Origin of the sequence: uncultured Pontibacter sp. (genome assembly GCF_947502515.1) — a bacterium.
Lineage (GTDB): Bacteria > Bacteroidota > Bacteroidia > Cytophagales > Hymenobacteraceae > Pontibacter.
In genome coordinates, this window is the sequence record NZ_CANNAI010000001.1 from 996327 (window position 1) to 1015359 (window position 19033).

Annotated in this window: 15 protein-coding genes; 9 read left to right on the forward strand and 6 right to left on the reverse strand. The window is 48.7% G+C overall.

The window, feature by feature from the left end; genetic code table 11:
* Positions 1-41: 41 nt before the first annotated feature.
* From Q1A54_RS04690 to Q1A54_RS04700, 3 genes are read left to right on the forward strand one after another with little or no spacing between them, the layout of a single operon-like run.
* Positions 42-1604 (forward strand): PglZ domain-containing protein, encoded by a 1563-nt coding sequence (locus tag Q1A54_RS04690; RefSeq protein ID WP_196114542.1) that lies wholly within the window; start codon positions 42-44, stop codon positions 1602-1604.
* Positions 1597-2043 carry a tRNA (adenosine(37)-N6)-threonylcarbamoyltransferase complex ATPase subunit type 1 TsaE gene (gene tsaE, locus Q1A54_RS04695; RefSeq protein ID WP_299985404.1) on the forward strand — a complete coding sequence of 149 codons (447 nt, stop codon included), beginning with the start codon at positions 1597-1599 and terminating at the stop codon, positions 2041-2043. Before Q1A54_RS04690 ends, tsaE begins: the two co-directional genes overlap by 8 nt.
* A gap of 2 nt (positions 2044-2045) precedes the next feature.
* Entirely contained in the window at positions 2046-3272 is a 1227-nt protein-coding gene (locus Q1A54_RS04700) for an alanine dehydrogenase (RefSeq protein WP_196114543.1), read from the forward strand.
* An 84-nt stretch (positions 3273-3356) separates the two neighbouring features.
* On the opposite strand, the gene Q1A54_RS04705 is transcribed toward Q1A54_RS04700, so the two are convergent.
* Positions 3357-4673, reverse strand: coding sequence for a M20/M25/M40 family metallo-hydrolase (locus Q1A54_RS04705; RefSeq protein WP_299985407.1), 1317 nt, complete (start codon positions 4671-4673; stop codon positions 3357-3359).
* A gap of 111 nt (positions 4674-4784) precedes the next feature.
* On the opposite strand from Q1A54_RS04705, the gene Q1A54_RS04710 reads away from it, so the two are divergent.
* Positions 4785-5888 carry an AI-2E family transporter gene (locus Q1A54_RS04710; RefSeq protein ID WP_299985409.1) on the forward strand — a complete coding sequence of 368 codons (1104 nt, stop codon included), beginning with the start codon at positions 4785-4787 and terminating at the stop codon, positions 5886-5888.
* On the opposite strand, the gene Q1A54_RS04715 is transcribed toward Q1A54_RS04710, so the two are convergent.
* A complete protein-coding gene (locus Q1A54_RS04715; protein WP_299985411.1) occupies positions 5854-6450 on the reverse strand; it encodes a GNAT family protein in 597 nt (198 codons plus the stop codon). The two genes, Q1A54_RS04710 and Q1A54_RS04715, sit on opposite strands and share 35 nt — an antisense overlap.
* A 134-nt stretch (positions 6451-6584) precedes the next feature.
* Here Q1A54_RS04715 and Q1A54_RS04720 point away from each other — a divergent pair, with 134 nt between their 5' ends.
* On the forward strand, positions 6585-7184 hold the full coding sequence (locus Q1A54_RS04720) for a porin family protein (RefSeq protein WP_299985414.1): 600 nt from the start codon (positions 6585-6587) through the stop codon (positions 7182-7184).
* Between the two features lie 78 nt (positions 7185-7262).
* Here Q1A54_RS04720 and Q1A54_RS04725 read toward each other — a convergent pair whose 3' ends face one another.
* A complete protein-coding gene (locus Q1A54_RS04725) occupies positions 7263-8093 on the reverse strand; it encodes an NYN domain-containing protein (protein ID WP_299985416.1) in 831 nt (276 codons plus the stop codon).
* Between the two features lie 323 nt (positions 8094-8416).
* On the opposite strand from Q1A54_RS04725, the gene Q1A54_RS04730 reads away from it, so the two are divergent.
* The 3 genes from Q1A54_RS04730 (at position 8417) to Q1A54_RS04740 (ending at position 12594) form a co-directional block, all read left to right on the forward strand.
* A complete protein-coding gene (locus Q1A54_RS04730) occupies positions 8417-10003 on the forward strand; it encodes a DNA mismatch repair protein MutS (protein ID WP_299985418.1) in 1587 nt (528 codons plus the stop codon).
* Positions 10004-10067: 64 nt separating this feature from the next.
* Entirely contained in the window at positions 10068-11063 is a 996-nt protein-coding gene (locus Q1A54_RS04735) for a DUF1028 domain-containing protein (protein WP_299985420.1), read from the forward strand.
* Between the two features lie 148 nt (positions 11064-11211).
* On the forward strand, positions 11212-12594 hold the full coding sequence (locus Q1A54_RS04740; RefSeq protein WP_299985459.1) for a M20/M25/M40 family metallo-hydrolase: 1383 nt from the start codon (positions 11212-11214) through the stop codon (positions 12592-12594).
* Positions 12595-12723: 129 nt separating this feature from the next.
* Here the strand turns inward: Q1A54_RS04740 and Q1A54_RS04745 are convergent, their stop codons facing one another.
* The 3 genes from Q1A54_RS04745 to Q1A54_RS04755 all read right to left on the reverse strand — a co-directional run bounded on the left by Q1A54_RS04745 (position 12724) and on the right by Q1A54_RS04755 (position 15117).
* Entirely contained in the window at positions 12724-13938 is a 1215-nt protein-coding gene (locus Q1A54_RS04745; protein WP_299985422.1) for an S-adenosylmethionine:tRNA ribosyltransferase-isomerase, read from the reverse strand.
* 216 nt (positions 13939-14154) lie between these two features.
* The gene (locus Q1A54_RS04750) at positions 14155-14556 is read right to left on the reverse strand and encodes a DUF2721 domain-containing protein (RefSeq protein ID WP_299985424.1); all 402 of its coding nucleotides are present in this window, start codon (positions 14554-14556) and stop codon (positions 14155-14157) included.
* Positions 14557-14577: 21 nt separating this feature from the next.
* Entirely contained in the window at positions 14578-15117 is a 540-nt protein-coding gene (locus tag Q1A54_RS04755; RefSeq protein ID WP_299985426.1) for a hypothetical protein, read from the reverse strand.
* Between the two features lie 575 nt (positions 15118-15692).
* Between Q1A54_RS04755 and Q1A54_RS04760 the strand changes: the two genes are divergently transcribed.
* The coding region (locus Q1A54_RS04760) for an SBBP repeat-containing protein (RefSeq protein ID WP_299985428.1) at positions 15693-19033 on the forward strand (3341 nt) is incomplete at its 3' end.

Consider the following 19033-nt stretch of genomic DNA (forward strand, 5'->3'; position numbering starts at 1 on the left):
AACAATGAAGCCATTTAAAACAGCGCGCAACAAATAAAACTATGCAAAGATATACGATTTTATGGGCCGATGACGAAATCGACCTACTCAAGCCACACATTCTTTTCCTCGAAGAGAGAGGCTACGACATTACCCCGGTAAACAGTGGGGCTGACGCTATCGAGAAGGTACAGGAACAGGCCTTTGACGTGGTATTTCTCGACGAAAACATGCCTGGCATCAGCGGATTGGAGGCTCTGAATGAGATAAAAACCATCCGTCCGGCTATGCCCGTGATCATGATCACCAAGAGTGAAGAAGAGCACATTATGGAGGAGGCGATCGGTTCCAAAATATCCGATTACCTGATCAAACCGCTCAATCCAAGTCAGATACTGCTTTCTGTGAAAAAGACGCTGGAGAATAAGCGTCTGGTATCCGAAAAAACCAACATGAGCTACCAGCGCGACTTCCGTCAGCTGGGTATGGCCTTTGGAGAGCGACTGAGCCCGGGAGAGTGGGCTGACATCTATAAAAAGCTGGTCTATTGGGAGCTCGAGATCGACGAGACCGAGAACAAAAGCATGGCTGACGTGATCAACATGCAGAAGGACGAGGCCAACTCCAATTTCGCCAAGTTCATCATGGACAATTACGAGGACTGGATCAATAAGGAATCAGATGATGCGCCGCTGATGTCGCACCAGTTGTTCAGGGAGCGGGTAATTCCGATGATGAAGGAGTCGGACAAGCCGGTGTACTTTGTACTGATCGACAACCTGCGCTACGATCAGTGGAAGGTACTGGAGCCGCTTATTTCTGAATACTTCACAGTAGACACGGAGGAGATGTTCTATTCCATCCTGCCTACTACCACTGCGTATGCCCGTAATGCAATCTTCTCTGGTATGATGCCGACCGAGATCATCAAAAAATACCCGAACCTGTGGGTAAGCGATGACGAAGAAGAAGGCAAAAATCTGCACGAGCAGGACTTCCTGGAAATTCAGCTGCAGCAAAACCGCATCACGGACAAGCACAGCTACCATAAGATCACCAACCCGGCTGCCGGAAAGGACCTGAACGGTAAGTTCAACAACCTGGACAACAACAAGCTAAACGTAATCGTGTACAACTTCGTGGATATGCTCTCGCATGCCCGTACGGACAGTAACATGGTACGCGAGTTGGCACCGGACGAGTCGGCTTACCGCTCTATCACGCGTTCGTGGTTCATCCACTCGCCACTTTTTGAGATGCTAAAGCTGATCGCCGATCGTAAAGCCCGCCTGGTTATCACGACCGACCACGGCACGATCCGGGTGAAGCGTCCGTTCAAGATCATCGGTGACCGCCAGACCAACACCAACTTGCGGTACAAGCATGGTAAGAACCTCGGTTACACGGACAAAGATGTGTTCACGGTGCGCAAGCCGGAGCGATTTTTCTTGCCAAAGGCCAACGTTTCCACTACGTTTGTATTCGCGATCGAAGACTACTTCTTCGCCTACCCAAACAACTATAACTACTACGTGAACTACTACAAAGACACCTTCCAGCATGGGGGCGTGTCGCTGGAGGAGTGCATTATACCGTTTGTGACACTGACGCCTAAGAATGTATAACACAGGAGTTGAGAAGAAAAGACTGAAGATGTCGTCGTTGGCTGACCTGCCGGCGGCGGCTTCTGTGCTTTTGGAGGAGGCCCTTGATGAGCCCATTATTTTGTTTGAAGGCCCTATGGGAGCCGGAAAAACGACATTGATAAAAGAGCTCTGCCGCCAAATGGGCGTGAAAGAGAACGTGAGTAGTCCCACTTTTGCCCTTGTAAACGAGTATGAAACGTCCAAAGGGAACCTAATCTATCATTTTGACTTTTATAGGATTAATGAGGAGCGTGAGGCGCTTGGCATTGGAGCACTGGAGTATTTCGACTCCGGCCGTACCTGCCTGATCGAGTGGCCCTCCATGATCCCAAACCTGTTGCCGGAGCATTACCTGTTGGTAAAGCTGCAGCCCGCCGCTGAAGGCGAGGAGCGCACCATGACTATAAACCGTGTATGAGCATGACGGAGAGATTCGCCGTTGAATTAGGAAAGCTGGCGGCCAGCCAGGCCCTTTACCCAAAGGAGTCCATGCTGGCTGTGGAGGAGCGATACAAAAGCCTGTTTATCGGGCTTCCGAAAGAGTCATCGTTTCAGGAAAACCGCATTGGCCTCACCCCGGATGCCGTGAAGCAACTCACCGATCAAGGCCATGAAATATGGGTCGAGGCCGGAGCAGGTGGTCCCTCCAAGTACTCTGACAACGACTACTCTGAGGCTGGAGCCCGTATTGTATATTCTACCAAAGAGGTATACGAAGCCGGAATCATCCTTAAAATCGCACCTCCTACCTACGACGAAATTGAGTATCTGCGCCCCGGCCAGACATTGATCTCCGCCCTGCACTTCGGCAACCTGACTTCTGACTATGTCAATGCCCTTCAACGCAAAAAAATCAACGCCATCTCCTTCGAACTGATCCGTGATAAGTCGGAATCAAAGCCGGTGGTACGTGCTATGAGCGAGATTGCCGGCAGTTCGGTGATGCTGATCGCTGCTGAGTACCTGAGCAGTAGCAACGATGGCAAAGGCGTTATATTAGGAGGTATAACAGGTGTGGCACCATCTAAAGTAGTGATCATGGGAGCAGGTACTGTGGCAGAGTTTGCTGCCCGCGCCGCTTTAGGGCTTGGGGCTGAGGTGAAGGTATTCGATAACCACATCTACAAACTTCGCCGCCTGAAACATAATATCGGGCAACAGATTTTTACTTCTACGCTGGACAAAACCATTCTGTACAACGAGCTCAAAAATGCTGATGTGGTGATTGGTGCTTTGGTGGCTGAGGAAGGCCGGATGGCCTGCATGGTAGAGGAGGGAGTTGTCGGACAGATGAACCCGGGCTCCATTATCATCGACGTGTGCATTGACCAGGGAGGCTGTTTCGAAACGTCAGAACTGACCTCACACAGTCGTCCGATCTACCGCAAATACGACATCATCCATTACTGCGTACCGAATATCGCCTCACGTGTACCCCGCACGGCTTCTACGGCCCTCAGCAACATCTTTACACCAATCTTCACGGAGATCTCCAAGTTTGGAGGCATTAACGAGGTGCTGTTCATGAATGAGCACTACCGCAGCGGTGTGTACATCTACAAAGGCAGCCTGACGAATTCGCAGATCGCGAAGAAGTTTGGAATGCGGTATAAAGAACTGGGACTGATGATTGCTGTGAGGAATTAAGGAATAAACAAGGTATTAAAGCAAAGGCCCCGCTTATACCTAAGCGGGGCCTTTGCCTTTTCTGCGCTGTAAGGACTGACTTGTCTACTTAACCAACGCCTTATCAACCCGCATCGGCGTATCCTCACCCGTTACAACTCCCTGCGCGGCGAGTGCAATCGCGCGGATCATGCTGGTGAAATGCGGCATGTCGAGCAGCTCGAACTCGTCTTTTACGGTGTGGTAGGTTTTGTCCTGATCAATCTGAACCGACGAGATGGTATGTGCCGGTACTCCCAAACGAGCCAGAGTAGCATTGTCGGAACGATAAAACAGGTTTTGCTCTGGGTAAGGGTCAGGGTGGATGCTGTAGGTAGTGCCTTCCAGGCGCTTCTGCATCATTTTACCTAAGTCAGACTTCTCGTAACCCGTGAGGTAGGCGCTGTTCGGACCGAATTTAGAGGGCTTGCCCACCATCTCAATGTTAAACATGGCCATGATCTGGTCGGGGTTGAGCTGCTCGGAGAAGTAGCGGGAGCCGTGGCCACCTATCTCTTCGGCTGTGAAAGCGGTAAAGATCAGGGTGCGCTCTGGTTGCGGCTGTTGCTTGTAGTAGCGGGCCAACATCATCATAGCGGTAGTGCCGGAGGCGTCATCGTCAGCGCCGTTGGCGATGCTGTCGCCGTCAATGGTTTTGTGGAAGCCGATGTGGTCGTAATGGCCGGAAAACACGACAAATTCATCTTTGCGCTTGCCCTCGATCATGCCAACTACATTGGAGAGCGATAGCTTTTCAACCTGATTGGCGAACTTCACTTCATACTTCTTTGGCGCAGCCTGATCGGTGAGCACATATACCTTGCTTGGGCCGGTGCCTACCTCTTTCTTTACGGCACCTCTTGAGAAATAGCCTCTATAAGAGTTGAAGGCTTCGGCATGACTCGGATGAATCAGCACGATCGCGTCCTGCTCAAGCGAGTTAGCCTTTGCAAAAGCATTCCGGAAATTCTCGCCTTCAGGGATAGAGATAATATTGATCTTGTTTTTGTGTTTCCACTCAAGTTTCTCCTGTGCTGTGTTGACGAACAGGTGCTCCGGAGCTATTTTCTTTTTGCCTAGCGTTACCTCCACTTGGTTAGGAGTGAGACGGTGCACATAAAAAGTTTGGCGATAAGAGGGGGCTTGGCTCGAGCTGTTGCCGTTGAGGGGCACAAGGCCTGCAGCATGAAATTCTGCTTCGATGAAATCAGCGGCTTTCTCTATACCTGCTGAGAAGGCGGCGCGTCCCTGCATGTCGTCGTGGCTCAGCGTCTGAAGGAGGCGGGTAGCTTCCTGCTGGTTGATCACTGAAAGGTCCTGTGCTGAGAGCGAAGCGCCGAAAAGGAGAGAAAAGGCAGTAGCAAAAAGCTTATGGCGTGTCATAGGTATAGCGGTGTATACGATTAGGAAATTGATGTAATATTTGGGAATATTGTTGAGGTAATTGCTGTCCTGAAGTGCATCAGCACAAACGGGAACCCAATATAGTGAAATATGGAAAAGAGCTCCAAAGTTAACTGGCTAAAGTTGCTGCAATACATCTTGTTGGTGGCGGCTTTGCTATACTTTGGGCGTACACTTTTTGTTCCGCTCAGCTTCTCGCTTCTGATCAGTTTTGTGCTGTACCCTGTTGTAAAGTGGATGGAAGATCGTGGCTGGAGCCGCTGGAGCGCTATTTTGCTTTGCCTCTTAACGCTTGTGCTGCTGGTAGGGGCACTGAGCTGGCTGCTGGTGCGGCAAATGATCAGTTTTGGGCAGGAATGGCCCGTGCTGCAGGAAAAGCTGCTGCAGGCATGGTACCAGTTCGGGCTATACCTGGAGCAGCAGTTTGGTGTGGACGATGTGCAACGCAGCAGTTGGATGGAAGGGCTTGTAAAGGACGCTGCCTCCACTGTGCTGAACGTAGTACAAGGCGTGCTCTATGCCTCCGTGACAACGGTTGTGCTCGTTTTGTTGATTCCCCTTTATGCTGCCCTTATTCTTTATAACCGGGAGCAGCTGGCGGCGGCGCTTTTCTCCATGTTCCCGAAAGCAGAACACAGCAAGATCCGCAGCATTCTGCACGAAACTATTACGACTTACTACAACTTCATCAAGGGAATGATCATTGTGTATGCGGTAGTGGGCTTGCTCAACAGTGTCGGACTTTTGCTACTAGGTATACCGCATGCTATTTTCTTTGGGATTGTGGCCTCTATCCTCACATTTATACCTTATGTGGGCATCACGATCGGGGCGATTTTGCCGATGGCCGTGGCCTGGATCACATACGACTCTGTGTGGTACCCGGTTGGGGTGATTATTGTGTTTTCGGTAGTGCAGTACCTGGAGGCTAACCTGATCTTCCCGCTGGCAGTGAGCTTCCGTTTGCAGGTCAACATGCTCTTTACACTGCTGGCCATTGTGGCGGGAGGTATACTTTGGGGAGCATCCGGCATGATACTGTTCGTGCCTTTTGTGGCTATTATGAAACTGATCGCCGATAAGCACGAAGAGCTGCGGCCGGTATCACTCCTGCTGGGTACAGGTATGGCGCCAACCAAGTCTACATCTAAGCCCGGTATCAGGATTGGTCGTTTCCGCCGGAAGCAAAGCTAGCAGGGCTCGCCTGCCATTCCCGCTTCAGTAAACTGTATACTTCCAGGTCGATAAACCGGCCGCGCAGCCACTCACCGTCCCGCTCTATACCTTCCAGCTTGAAGCCCAGCTGTTTCGGAATGTTACTACTCTTACTGTTTCCTACGCCCACTTTTACCTGAATGCGGTTCATGCGCATCTGCTCAAAGGCGTTTGCAACCAAAGCAGCGCAGCTACGGATCATGATGCCTTTTCCCTGGAATTCCTCTCCCAGCCAATAGCCGATCTCCAGCTTGCTGTTTACCCTGTCAATGGCTTTGTAACCAATAATACCCGCTTCTTTTTCCTGAAACCGGATCGTGTATACCTGCTCCTGCAGATTGCCAGGCGCCGTGACAGTTTGCAGGAACAACCTTGTATCGCTTGCAGAGAAGCTGCTGTCTATAAAAGGGAGCCACTCACGCAGGTATAGCCGACCCTGGTCAATTAGCTGATAGAGGGCTGGGGCGTCACTTACCTGCGCTTCGTGCAATTTAATGTCAGGCGTTACGATCAGGGGTTGTAATGTGGATGCAGATCTCATTGAATCGGGTTGGGAGGCGTTATTGCTGAGTTCTAAAAAGCTGAATACTAAACATACGGGTCCAAAACACAGTTAAATAGATAAGAGTATGGTAATGTTACTCTAGTATGAACGCATATATTGTACACAAGACTATGAAAATTAAACTACTACTCCTGATCTTTTTAAGCGTTATTTTTACAGCTAGTGCGCAAGACTCTAACATTGATCTGGGTGCCAAGTTCGGTTTCAATGTGTCCAACATCAGCAGTGATCCTACTTTAGTAGAAGAGTCGGCCGGGGTGGGAACTGAGTTCGGTGCCTTTGCCCGTATCGGTAACCGCTTTTATGTACAGCCTGGGGTTGATTTTGTGAATAACAAAGTGACCATACAGCGTACAGTCCAGCCACGATCCGGAGAGCGTGATGAAGTGCGCTTCCGCTACTTCCGGGCGCCGGTGCTACTGGGTTTTGAAAGTTCCTATGTCAAACGCAGAGGCGGCTCCATCCCTTTTCGAATAATGGCAGGACCTTCCTTTGCCTACAACATTGGCGTAAGCGACAACAACCTGGACGTGCGCCGTCGAAATGTGCGCAACGCTCAGTTTGCGCTGCACGGCGGTGTGGGAGTCAAGCTGCTCCGCTTTGTCGAACTGGACCTGATGTATAACCACGGACTAACGAGCGTGTTTAACGACAATAGCGCAGACGGGAAGTTCAGGAATTTTTCATTGACAGTGGGCTTTAGTATATAAGGTACAGATCTGCACAAAAAGTACAGCCTTCTATTGCGCGTGCAGTAGAAGGCTGTACTTTTTGTGCCCTGAAGGAGTTTAGTTGCTGCTTTGTTCTTCTTTGGCAGCAGGTTTTACTGATTTCTCTTTTTCTTTCGCAGGTTTACGCCGCTTCGGGCTGCTACGACGCTTCACGTATACCGCAGATGAGCCTTTGTCGTCTTCTTTGCGAATGGTGAATAAGTCCTTGTGCGCCTTAATCAGCTGGATCAGCTGGCTGTATCCAAAAGTTCGCGGGTCGAAAGCTGGGTCGAGCAGGCGGAGGCTTGTGCCAATGGCCCCGAGATGCGCCCAACCATCTTCACCCACAGCCATCTGAAAAGCCTCTTTCAGCATCGGCACTGGATTAGGCCGCGGATTCTCCTGCCCGTTAGGGGTAGATTTGTCTGCTACTGCTATTTGTTTCTCGTCAATGTCGTCAGTCAGGTTTTCAGTGTAGATAAAGATGTTGCAGGCGTTCACAAAAGGCTTAGGCGTTTTGCGCTGCCCGATGCCCATCACAAAGATGCCTGCCTCCCGGATGCGGGTCGCCAGTCGGGTATAGTCGCTGTCTGAAGACACAATGCAGAAGCCATCTACCAGGTGACTATGCAGCAGGTCCATCGCGTCAATGATCATAGCGCTGTCGGTGGCGTTTTTACCGACGGTATAGCGGAACTGCTGAATGGGCTGTATGGCGTGGTTGTTCAGGCAGTCTTTCCAGCCGTTCATCTGCGGCGTAGTCCAGTCGCCGTAGATGCGGCGGATCGTGGTCTGCCCGTATTTGCCAGCTTCGGCCAGTATTTTGACGATAAGGGTCGGTTGCGCATTGTCGCCATCTATCAGCATGGCCATGCGCTGTTGTTTTTTCTCGTTGAAGGGTTTGCTCATAAATTGGTTTGCGCCGAGCGGTTGGTGCCCGCGCTGAATTTGGTATGTTATACTTCTGAAATGAAGATGGGTTGTAAATAGGTAGGGAATTTACTATATAAGGGGAGAATGGTTATATTGGGGTGGGGTTGAGGTAGAAAATAGATAAGAGGGGTGAACGTTTCAGGTTTCCCAAGAAAGTCTAAAAAACTTACTCACTTGGGGTGTATTATTTAATTAGGTAGTGGCTGTAAATTATACGGATGAATTTCATTTACATCGTATCTCTTTTATTTATTCCGCTTTTCGGAGTTTTCTATATCCGTCATCGACATCTAAAAAAGATGAAACAGGCAGAAGAAGACTTGCATGCTAAATGGTCGAAAGCAAAGGAAGAGCAGTATTTCAATTTTCCTTTGATCAAAAAGTACTTCAAAAATAAGCTCAGGAGAGGTTTAGATTCTTTTCAGGTCATTCCAGACAAAGTTAGCGAAGACTTGTATCTCGATGAGGTTTTCGAGTTTGTTGATAGGACTGTGTCTAAAGTGGGACAGCAATTTCTATACTACAAACTCAGAGTGATCTCAGGTGATATCGAAGAGTTGCGACACTTCGACCGTTTGGTTGATAATTTCTCACAGAATGAAGAGCAAAGGAAACATTGTCAGTTAACACTAAGGACACTTGAAAAAGGGGATTCGTTTTATTTAGAAGAGCTGATTCACGGTGAGCCGATAAAACCGCCCAAGTGGTATCCATTGGTGTATGTTCTGACTTTTTCTGTACTGGTACTCACCATACTTGCTTTTATCTTTCCTGTTTTGCTATTCTTCTTACTGCCTTTATTTGTTGCTAATATCTTGATTCACTACTGGAATAAGGAAAATATCAATTACTACCTTATCGCTCTAGGAGAATTTAGTAAAGCTTATAATGCAGGGGTAAAGCTTTCGAACGTCGGGCTTATCAAATCACATTTTGCAGATACAGGTTTTTTGCAAAGGCTTATACCTCTGAAAAAGAAAATGAGATGGGTGAGCCTGAATAACAAATTGGAGGATGAAACGACGACAATATTCTACTCCCTATTTGAGCTTCTGAAAATGGCCTTTAATCTAGAGATTATATTTTTCTTTTCTTTAATAGAAGATGTAGAGAAAAAACGAACTGCACTAGATGAGTTGTTTCAGTTCATAGGAGAGATAGACGCTGCGATCTCCACGGCATCTTATCGTGCAGGCTTGGAGGTGTACTGCAAGCCATCTTTCTGCGAGCCAAAGCAACTAAAGATAGATAGTCTGACGCACCCACTTCTTGCAAATTGTATACCTAATGATTTACAGTTATCACAAAAAGGTTTGCTGTTGACTGGTTCAAATATGTCAGGCAAGACGACATTTATCAGGTCTGTCGGAATCAATATGCTTTTGGCTCAAACAATATATACTTGCACCGCCAGCAACTTTATCGCACCGTTTTCCAGAATATTTACTTCGGTCAAAATTTCCGATGACTTGCTAACCGAAAAGAGTTATTATTTTGAGGAAGTAAGCACCATCAAAGCTTTCATTGATAGTTCACATAACAGCGAACCTGCCATATTTATACTGGATGAAATCTTCAAAGGTACAAACACGGTGGAGCGTATTTCAGGTGGGAAAGCCATATTATCGTACTTAGCAAAACGTAATCATCTTGTTTTTGTGTCTACGCATGATATTGAGTTGACCGAGCTATTACAAAGGGAATTTGACCTGTACCATTTTTCTGAATCCATTCATAACACACAGCTCGTATTTGACCATAAACTAAAGTTCGGACCACTTAGGACAAGAAACGCAATAAAAATTCTGCAAATCAGTGGCTACCCATCAGAAATAGTAGAGGAGGCGAACAGTATTGTAAGTAAAATTGAAAATGTATCTGGCTGATTAACATTCTATTGTTTCAATTCTGAACTGTCACAACCCAACCCACTAAACCCCAGTACTCTCCATGAAAAAACTATTCTCCATACTAACCCTCCTTTTAACCGTGACACATTTCTCCGCACAGGCCCAAGTGTTTAAAAGTGAAGAGCCCCTTGCCCATACCTATTCGATTGTAGCCCGTGATGCGAAGACGGGCGAAATGGCCGTTGGTGTGCAAAGCCACTGGTTTTCGGTGGGCACCGCTGTGCCCTGGGTAGAGGCAGGCGTTGGCGTGGTGGCTACGCAGTCTTTCACCAACAAATCATTTGGTTTGCGTGGGCTTGCTTTGTTGAAAGAGGGGAAGTCGCCGCAGGAAGCACTGGATATTTTGCTGGCCGATGACGAGGGGCGGGAAGTGCGACAGGTGTCGATCCTCGACGCGCAGGGACGTGTGGCGACACACACGGGCAAGCAATGCATTCGCTATGCGGGGCACACCATCGGTACCAATTTTTCGGTGCAGGCCAACATGATGCTCAGCGACAAGGTATGGCCAGCCATGGCGAAGGCATTTGAAACGAGTGCAGGTAAGCCCCTGGCCGAGCGGGTGGTCTTGGCCATGCAGGCAGCTGAGCGGGAGGGAGGAGACATCCGCGGCAAACAATCGGCAGCGCTGGTGGTGGTGCGCGGCGAGGCCACAAGCCAGCCCTGGGACGACCGCACCATCGACCTGCGGGTGGACGACCACGATAAGCCGCTTGACGAACTGGAGCGTCTGCTCAAGGTATACCGTGCCTACGAGCACATGAACAACGGCGACCTGGCCGTAGAGAAGGGGCAGATGGCCAAAGCCATGGAAGAGTATGGCAAAGCCGAATCTATGTTCCCGGATAACCTCGAAATGAAGTACTGGCACGCCATCACGCTGGCTAACAACGGTGACATAAACGGAGCCACCAAACTTCTCAAAGAGGTATACAAGAAAGACAAAAACTGGAAAGAACTGACGGAGCGCCTGCCCGAAGTTGGCTTGCTTACTCTGAGTCCGCAGGACCTGCAGAAGTTGCTGCAGGTGAAGTAGGCTAACGTGTTTTGTGTCAATAGTTGTCTATACCTCAAATAGATTGCTTATATTAAAGCCACAAACAATCTAAAACTAAATTTCAAGCATTATTCACCTGAAGATGTTAATAAAGCACAAACTACGCGCTTTCGTGGCCGGAGCTGCCATGCTGGCTGCTATACCTGCCATGGCGCAGCAAAACACCTACAAGTCTGACTCCACCGTCATCCGTAAGTTTTACGACGACGCTCTCACCAGCTACGAGAGCTACGAAAACCTGCGCTACCTCACCAAAAACATAGGCGCCCGTCTGAGCGGTTCTCCGCAGGCCGCAGCCGCTGTGGAATGGAGCCGACAGGTAATGGAAAACATGGGGCTCGACCGCGTATACCTGCAGGAGGTGATGGTGCCTTACTGGGTGCGTGGCGATAAAGAAATCGGCCGTATTCTGAGTGGCCGCAACGGCAGTCAGGAGGTAAATATTCTGGCGCTGGGCAGCACAGTAGGTACCGGTACACAAGGCCTGAGTGCGCAGGTGGTGGAAGTGCAGAACTTCGAAGAACTCGAGAAACTGGGTAAAAAGAAAGTAAAGGGCAAGATCGTCTTCTTCAACCGCCCATTTGACAACAAACACATACAGACAGGCAGCGCCTATGGTGGTGCCGTGGATCAGCGTGGCGGCGGTGCAGTAGCAGCGGCTAAACTAGGTGCAGTAGGCGTATTGGTTCGCTCCATGACCAACGATGTACAGGATGTGGCCCATACCGGCAACATGCGCTATGAAGAAGGTGTGGATAAAATACCGGCAGCAGCCATCAGCACCAAAGGAGCCGATGAACTAAGCGCGATGTTGAAAAACGATCCGGAGCTGAAGTTTTATATGCGCATGACCAGCGAAACCCGTCCAGATGTGCTTTCCTATAACGTGATTGGTGAGATCAAAGGTTCTGAGAAGCCTGATGAGATCATTGTGGTAGGCGGCCACCTGGACTCTTGGGATGTAGGTGAAGGCGCACATGACGACGGTACCGGCTGTGTGCAGTCTATTGAGGTACTGCGTCTGTTCAAAGAGCAAGGTATACGCCCGAAGCGCACCATTCGTGTGGTGATGTTCATGAACGAAGAGAATGGTCTGCGCGGCGGACGCAAATACGCTGAAGAGGCTAAGGCAAAAGGGGAGAAGCACGTAGCGGCTCTCGAGTCTGACTCAGGTGGCTTTACACCACGTGGCTTCGGTATTGACGGCAACGACCAGCAATATGCCAAGATACTTTCCTGGAAGCAACTGCTGGCCCCTTATGGTCTGCACGAACTGAACCGCGGCGGCGGCGGCGCTGACATTGGTCCGCTCAAAGGTCAGAACAACGTGGTACTGATCGGCCTGCGCCCTGACTCGCAGCGCTACTTCGACTATCACCATACTCACATCGATACCTTTGAGACTGTGAACCGTCGCGAAATGCAGCTGGGAGCCGCAGGTATGGCTGCACTCGTATACCTGATTTCGGAGCATGGTCTGAATGGCGGTGATGCCAAGGCTGGAAAGTAGCCGACTTTAAATCATCAAAAAGCCAGTTCTATACCTGATATAGAACTGGCTTTTTTTGTTGGAGTTGCCAGAAAAGGTGCTCAAAAGACCTCACAGTGTCTCCCAGACCTGTGAGGTCATCGCGCGACTTCATGGTAGCAGCAGCGAACTATCGCCGTAGCTCAGGAAGCGGTAGTCATTGTCCAGGGCGTGTTGGTATACCTGTTTCCAGTCGCCACCGATAAGGGCAGATACGAGTAGCAGGAGTGTGCTTTCCGGCTGGTGGAAGTTCGTCACGAGTCCGTTGCAGATCCGGAAGGTATAGCCTGGCGCGATGATAATCTGTGTGCTGGCATGCAAATGTTCAACCTGGTACCGCTCCATGTATTCGAGCAAAGTCTGCAGTGCTTCGGGTGTGGCAGGAGGCGTGTTGGTATCGTAAGGTAGCCATTGGGTTACATGCAGCTCTTCTGGTTTTAACCCAGGCTGCTGTTGAAGCAACGTGCCCAGCCAGTATAGACTCTCGAGGCTGCGCATCGAAGTTGTCCCGACAGGTATAATGGGCTTGCCCAGGTGTTGCAACAGTTGCTCCACCACCTGCTTCGAGACCATAAGTTGCTCCGCGTGCATTTCGTGGTCTTCCATGGTGTCAGCTTTCACAGGCTTGAAAGTACCGGCGCCCACGTGCAGGGTCAGGTAGGTGCTCTCTATACCTTTGGCTTGCAAAGATGCCATTACCTGGTCTGTAAAATGAAGTCCGGCAGTAGGTGCAGCTACAGCACCTTCGTTGCGGGCATAGATGGTCTGGTAGCGGGTGCGATCTTCAAGTGTAAGTTCGCGGTTCAGGTAAGGAGGCAGCGGCAAGCGTCCGCAGTGCTCCAGTACTTCGGCAAAAGTAAGCTCGGCGGGTGTCCACGTGAAACGGATCAGGAAATGACCTTCTTGCTGTGCTTCCCGCTCGGCTGTTACAACGCCACCTTCAAAGAATATTTTCAGTACACCTTCTTTCCAGCGCTTGTTGTTGCCTACCAGGCATTTCCACGTGCAACTGCGTGTCTGCTGCATAGCCAGCTGCACCTCGCGGTGGGGCTTAACCGGCTCCAGACAGAAAATCTCCACTGCACCACCTGTTGGTTTATGAAAGATCAGGCGAGCCTGGACCACCTTCGTATTGTTGAACACCAGCAAACTGCCGGCAGGCAGTAGGTCCGGCAAATCAGTAAAAGTATGATCGGCTATGTTGTGGCTCTTATAATAGAGTAGCTTCGACTGATCGCGCTCTGGCAGCGGGTACTTGGCTATACGCTCATCTGGCAGCTCGTACACAAAATCCTTAATGGCCAGATTTTTCGGGTTAGCGGTCATTTGTTTGAAATAAGAGTCTATAGTTATTCGTCAGAAATTGTTCGAGAGGGCTGTCTCACTTTAAGTTCTAACTCTAAGCTAAATAGCCACAAAGGTAAGCAATGATGGGTAAAGTTATACCTCCCTGTTGTGTTGGAGATATGAGAGTTGCAATCAAAACGACTACAAGGGGCAATTATAGGATAGAGATACTTTTGTCAGCATGTAAACTTCAGGCTATTGTGCCGAAGTCTCCTCCAGGTCATTCAACTCTAGTTCCAGCGCCTTCACCGAGATTTGAATTTCGCGGATGGCAAGTGCCAGCGAGATCATAAGCAACAGCAAACTCAGGCCGAAGGTGTACTTGCCGACAGTGTTATACCCTGCAAAAAGAATGAACATGCAAAACACGCAACCAAACATACTGGCAATGCCAAAGGCCTGCATGTTCCGGATCAGGACCAGGCGAATACGCAAGTTCTCGATTTGCCCGTATACCAGATGGCTGTGCGTGGAGGCATAGCGGCTTTTCAGGCTCCTGATCAGGTTAGCGAGCGCCATAAACCGATTGGTATAGGCGAGCAGCAATAATGAAATGGCCGGAAACAGCAGGGCAGGGGTGGTCAGCGTGATCTCCATAGACCTAATGAATGGGTAATATTACTGTATACTTTTCAGGAAGTCTTCGTCAAGCGGCTCATCGTCATCGTCTTCATGATGGGCTGCTTCAAAATCGATATCCTGCAGTGCTCCCAGCCCTTCGAGTATCAGTTCATCAATTTCCTCTTTTGAAGTCGCATCCAGCGTCTGTTCGAACATAGCCAGCAAATGCTCACGTTGTTCGTTCACAAATATTTCGTGATAGAGGTTGTCGAACAGGCTGATTTTCTTCTGGATGATCTTATCGATTTCGCGGGTGTTTTTGGCATTAACAGCTTCCAGTAGCAATTTCAGTACATCTTTTGCGCCTTCGTTGTCAGCCAGTCGGGCATAAGCCTTTATAAAAGCAATCGCTACACCTAGCCGCAGGCGTTCGAACCGAAATCCAATCTCGTCTCCCGCTTGCCCTCCTTTTAAGCGTGCATTCTTGAGCGCTTGCTCCAGTTGTTGGTATACAACAGCAGCCTGCACCTCAAAAACTTGCGGTGTTTCGGGGGCGAAGGCAGTATCAAGTAATAGCTCAAAGCTTTTGGCGCTCATATCAAAATCTATCTTAAGTGAGAGATGCTGCAAAGGTAATGGTTTATACTGGCATTTTCGAAGTACGAATATTGTAATTTAAGTAAAATATTGAATGATTTAAATGAGAAAATTGCAAATACTGATTTGGAGTTTTTAAATATATGGGAAACGTAATTTTGTATTGTTTTGCATACTATTTTTTTGCTTTATTTACAGGCTGAAATTTCTGTTTGCTGAATAAGCCGCTGAAAATTAGTTATAAAGGACTTTTTGATGCCTTTTTCAATCTTTATGATTTGTAAGGATATAGATAAAAAGTAAAGCATTTAAAATGTTTATTTTATTAATTAAATAGTACTATTTATAAAGGTGTATAAAAATATTACAGCATACGCTTAAGCAAATAGCACACATGATAACAACATCGTTCACTATAACCCCTATCGCATGACAACAAACTTTACACACTCTTTCTCATTTATTGACAACTGATAGAGTAGGCTACGCACTGTGGTCTACTTGTATGTGTTTCACCACGCCGCCTGATTCTACAAGCCGGTCAGAAAATCTATTTGTAATTTATTGATTATTATATGAACAAACTTCTACAGTTTATTCTTGCGGTTGCTCTGTTGATTAGCAACAGCACGATTGCGTCTGGGCAGGACATAAATTGGGTGAAAACGGTCGGGGGGGCTTCCCACGATCACGGTCGGTCTATCCAGGTAGACGGTGCCGGCAGCTTATACGTGCTTGGGCATTTTTCTGCTCCTTCTGCCGAATTCGGATCAACAACGCTTAATGCCTCAGGTATAGGGACTTATCTCACAAAGTATAGCAACGCAGGCAATTTTGTGTGGGCTCGTAAGATATCCGACACCAACCTGACAGACGAAGGCGCACTGAAAACGGACGCAGCCGGAAACAGCTATGTTGTGACCTCGTTTACAGGCTCCACCCAATTAGGCAGTACAGCGCTGACCAGTAGTGGTTCCAGCGACATTGTTATTGTTAAGTATAGCACAAGCGGTAATGTGGTTTGGGCAACCAAAGCAGGAGGTGGCGCTGCAGACAGAGGAACAGGTATAACAATAGACGCATCCGGGAATAGCTACATCACGGGTAGCTTCACGGGTACGGCTAGTTTCGGAAACACCTCTTTTGCAAGTGCCGGCAACACAGACGGCTTTGTAGCGATGCTGAATGCAAACGGCGTTTTTGTCTGGGCGCAAAAGATCGGCGGCACTGCAGCCGACGAAGGCAGAGGCATTGCGATTGACGGCAGCAACAATATATATGTGGCCGGTAACTTTAATGAGGATTTCACGCTTGGCATTACGCCACTTTCACATTCGGGCAACCAAGACATATTTCTTGCATCTTATACCAACAGTGGTGCTATAAGATGGGCACAGAAAGCCGGTGGAAATGGCGCAGAAAAAGTAACCGCATTAGGTATAGATGGTGCTGCTAACTTGTATCTGGGCGGTAATTTCTCAGCAAGGACTACTTTTGGCTCAATCTCTTTTAACAACAGCGGATCTAGTCAGGATATCTTTCTGGCAAAGTACTCTAATACAGGCACAGTTATATGGGCGAAAGGAGCAGGCGGAAACGCTGCTGACGAACTTGGAGGCTTGTCTGTAGATAGAGATGGTAATTTGTACCTGACTGGTAGCTTTGGTGGTAGTGCCAACATTGGCGGAAGTCCTCTGTCAACAACGGGTGCGCTTGATATTTATGCGGCACACTATGATGGGAATGGCAACGGCGTATGGTCTATTGGAGCCGGTAGTGCACGCGATGACCGTGGTTGGGGTATTGCGTCAGATGCGGCTCAGAATGTATATGTTACCGGTTACTTTCAGGAAAATACGCCAAACTTTGGTGGTATTGTGATTGTAAACAGAGGCGGTGAAGAAACATTTATCTCCCAACTGGTGCCTCTGTTGAGCACAACTAGTGTCACTGCGGGCCCTTACTGCCCTGGGCAGGCTGTGACTGTACGTTATAACACTTCCAGAAATCTTGGGAATGGTTACAGAGCAGAGCTTTCTGATGCTAATGGCAGCTTTGCAGACCCCATTATCATTGGCTCTATTAGCAATAATGCCGGTTCAATTAGTGCAATCATCCCTGATAATATACCAGCAGGAGATAAATATAGAATTCGGGTGTACTCAAATGGATTAAGGAGAGCTGGCACTGACAATGGCACCGATCTTATCATTAATGCTAAGCCTCCAGTGCCTGAACTGACAGCCAGTAGTCCAAGTGTTACTGGAACACTCTATTTGTCTGCGACGGAAATACCCGGAGCTACCTACTCTTGGGCGGGTCCGAACAACTTCACTTCCACTCTGCGGGAACCAACCCGACCTAATATGAGAACCAGTGATGCAGGCACTTATACCCTCACTGTCAATGTGAACGGATGTACCACTACAGCTACTATAGCAGTAGTGCTCGCAACTGTTCCGACCTTTGATGTGGATCTGCGCGGAGAGCCTAATGGAGAATACACATCCCCACCAGTAAGTAGGAATGGTAGCGCTTGTAGAGATAATAATTGTATTCAGTTTAATGTAATACTGGATGAAAGGGCTGGCCAAATAGTTGTTACAGTTGATGGCGGCAAGGGTGCCATGGATTACACCATAAACTGTGGCCCAGAAACTAGAGTGGGCCAAGAAGTTTGCGCTCCTAATACGGGTATCTTTACGATCACTTTCTGTAAGCCTGGTGGTAATGCAACTACATATTCCATCAGGTCTATTGCTGCCTTTGAGCCGCAGGCCGATGTGTCTCTCACAGCAGGTTGCTCCGACATCTTGAAAGCGCCTGATACTTTTAATGAAGAAAGCATTGTATGGGAGGACCTGACAGGTAACGGAGCTTATCTTAAATACCTGAGTTTCCCGAATGGTAAAAAAGAGGCGATTGTAACAGGCGACGATGATGCCCCAGCTAGAGTGATATACCGTGTTCGGGGTAAAGCTTTCCAGAGTTCATGCTCCGACAACCTTTATTATGATGACATCGAAGTTACGTTTCATCGCAGGCCTGTTGTCACGATAGCGCCAACACCTGCTATTATATGCCCTGGTGGCGGTGGCGTAGTGCTTAGAGGCAATGTAACAGGCGGCGACCAGACCACTGGTTTTGATTATGTCTGGAAAAATGCTGCTGGTAATCAGGTAGGAAGCAACCTGAATTATACGGCTACAGCTGTAGGCACTTATAAGTTAATTGCTATACCTAAAGATTCAAGAGACTGCGAAGAGTTCTCTGCCACAGTGGAGGTGGTTTCCAATCTCACTGCCAACGCTGGCCCGGACCAATTGGTGTGCGCAGGCAGTACCGTTCAACTGGCAGGCACAGTTACAGCCGCCACAGGTGGCCGCTGGATAGGTGGTAACGGTACCTTCTCAAGCAGGACAGACCTGAGCGCTACCTATACTCCAACAGAGACAGAGTTAAATGCAGGTTCTGTTACACTGACATTAGAATCAACCGGAAACGGCGATTGTGGTCCGGTGCAGGACGAGGTGGTAATCTCATTCTACAGAATGGAAGTGACCCTGACAGGAACGCCAGTAATCTGTAATGGTACATTAGGAACGATCAGTGCTAATGTTACAGGTAGTCAGGGGGCTTTGAGCTATCGCTGGAGTTCCGGCGAAACTACTGCTTCTATTACTAATAAAGTTGCCGGTAACTACACCGTTACTGTAACCGAAGTTAACGGCTGCGCAGTCACTGTACCGTTTACCATCACACAAGTGCCAGGCCCTGCTGATTTTACAGTTGAGCTAAAGGCTACTACCTGCGGCGACCGTAACGGCGAGATCAAGGTAACGGGTGTGACGTCTTCAGGTAACCGAAGTTTTGAATACGCTATCAATGGGGGAGATTTCCAGACAGGCAATACCTT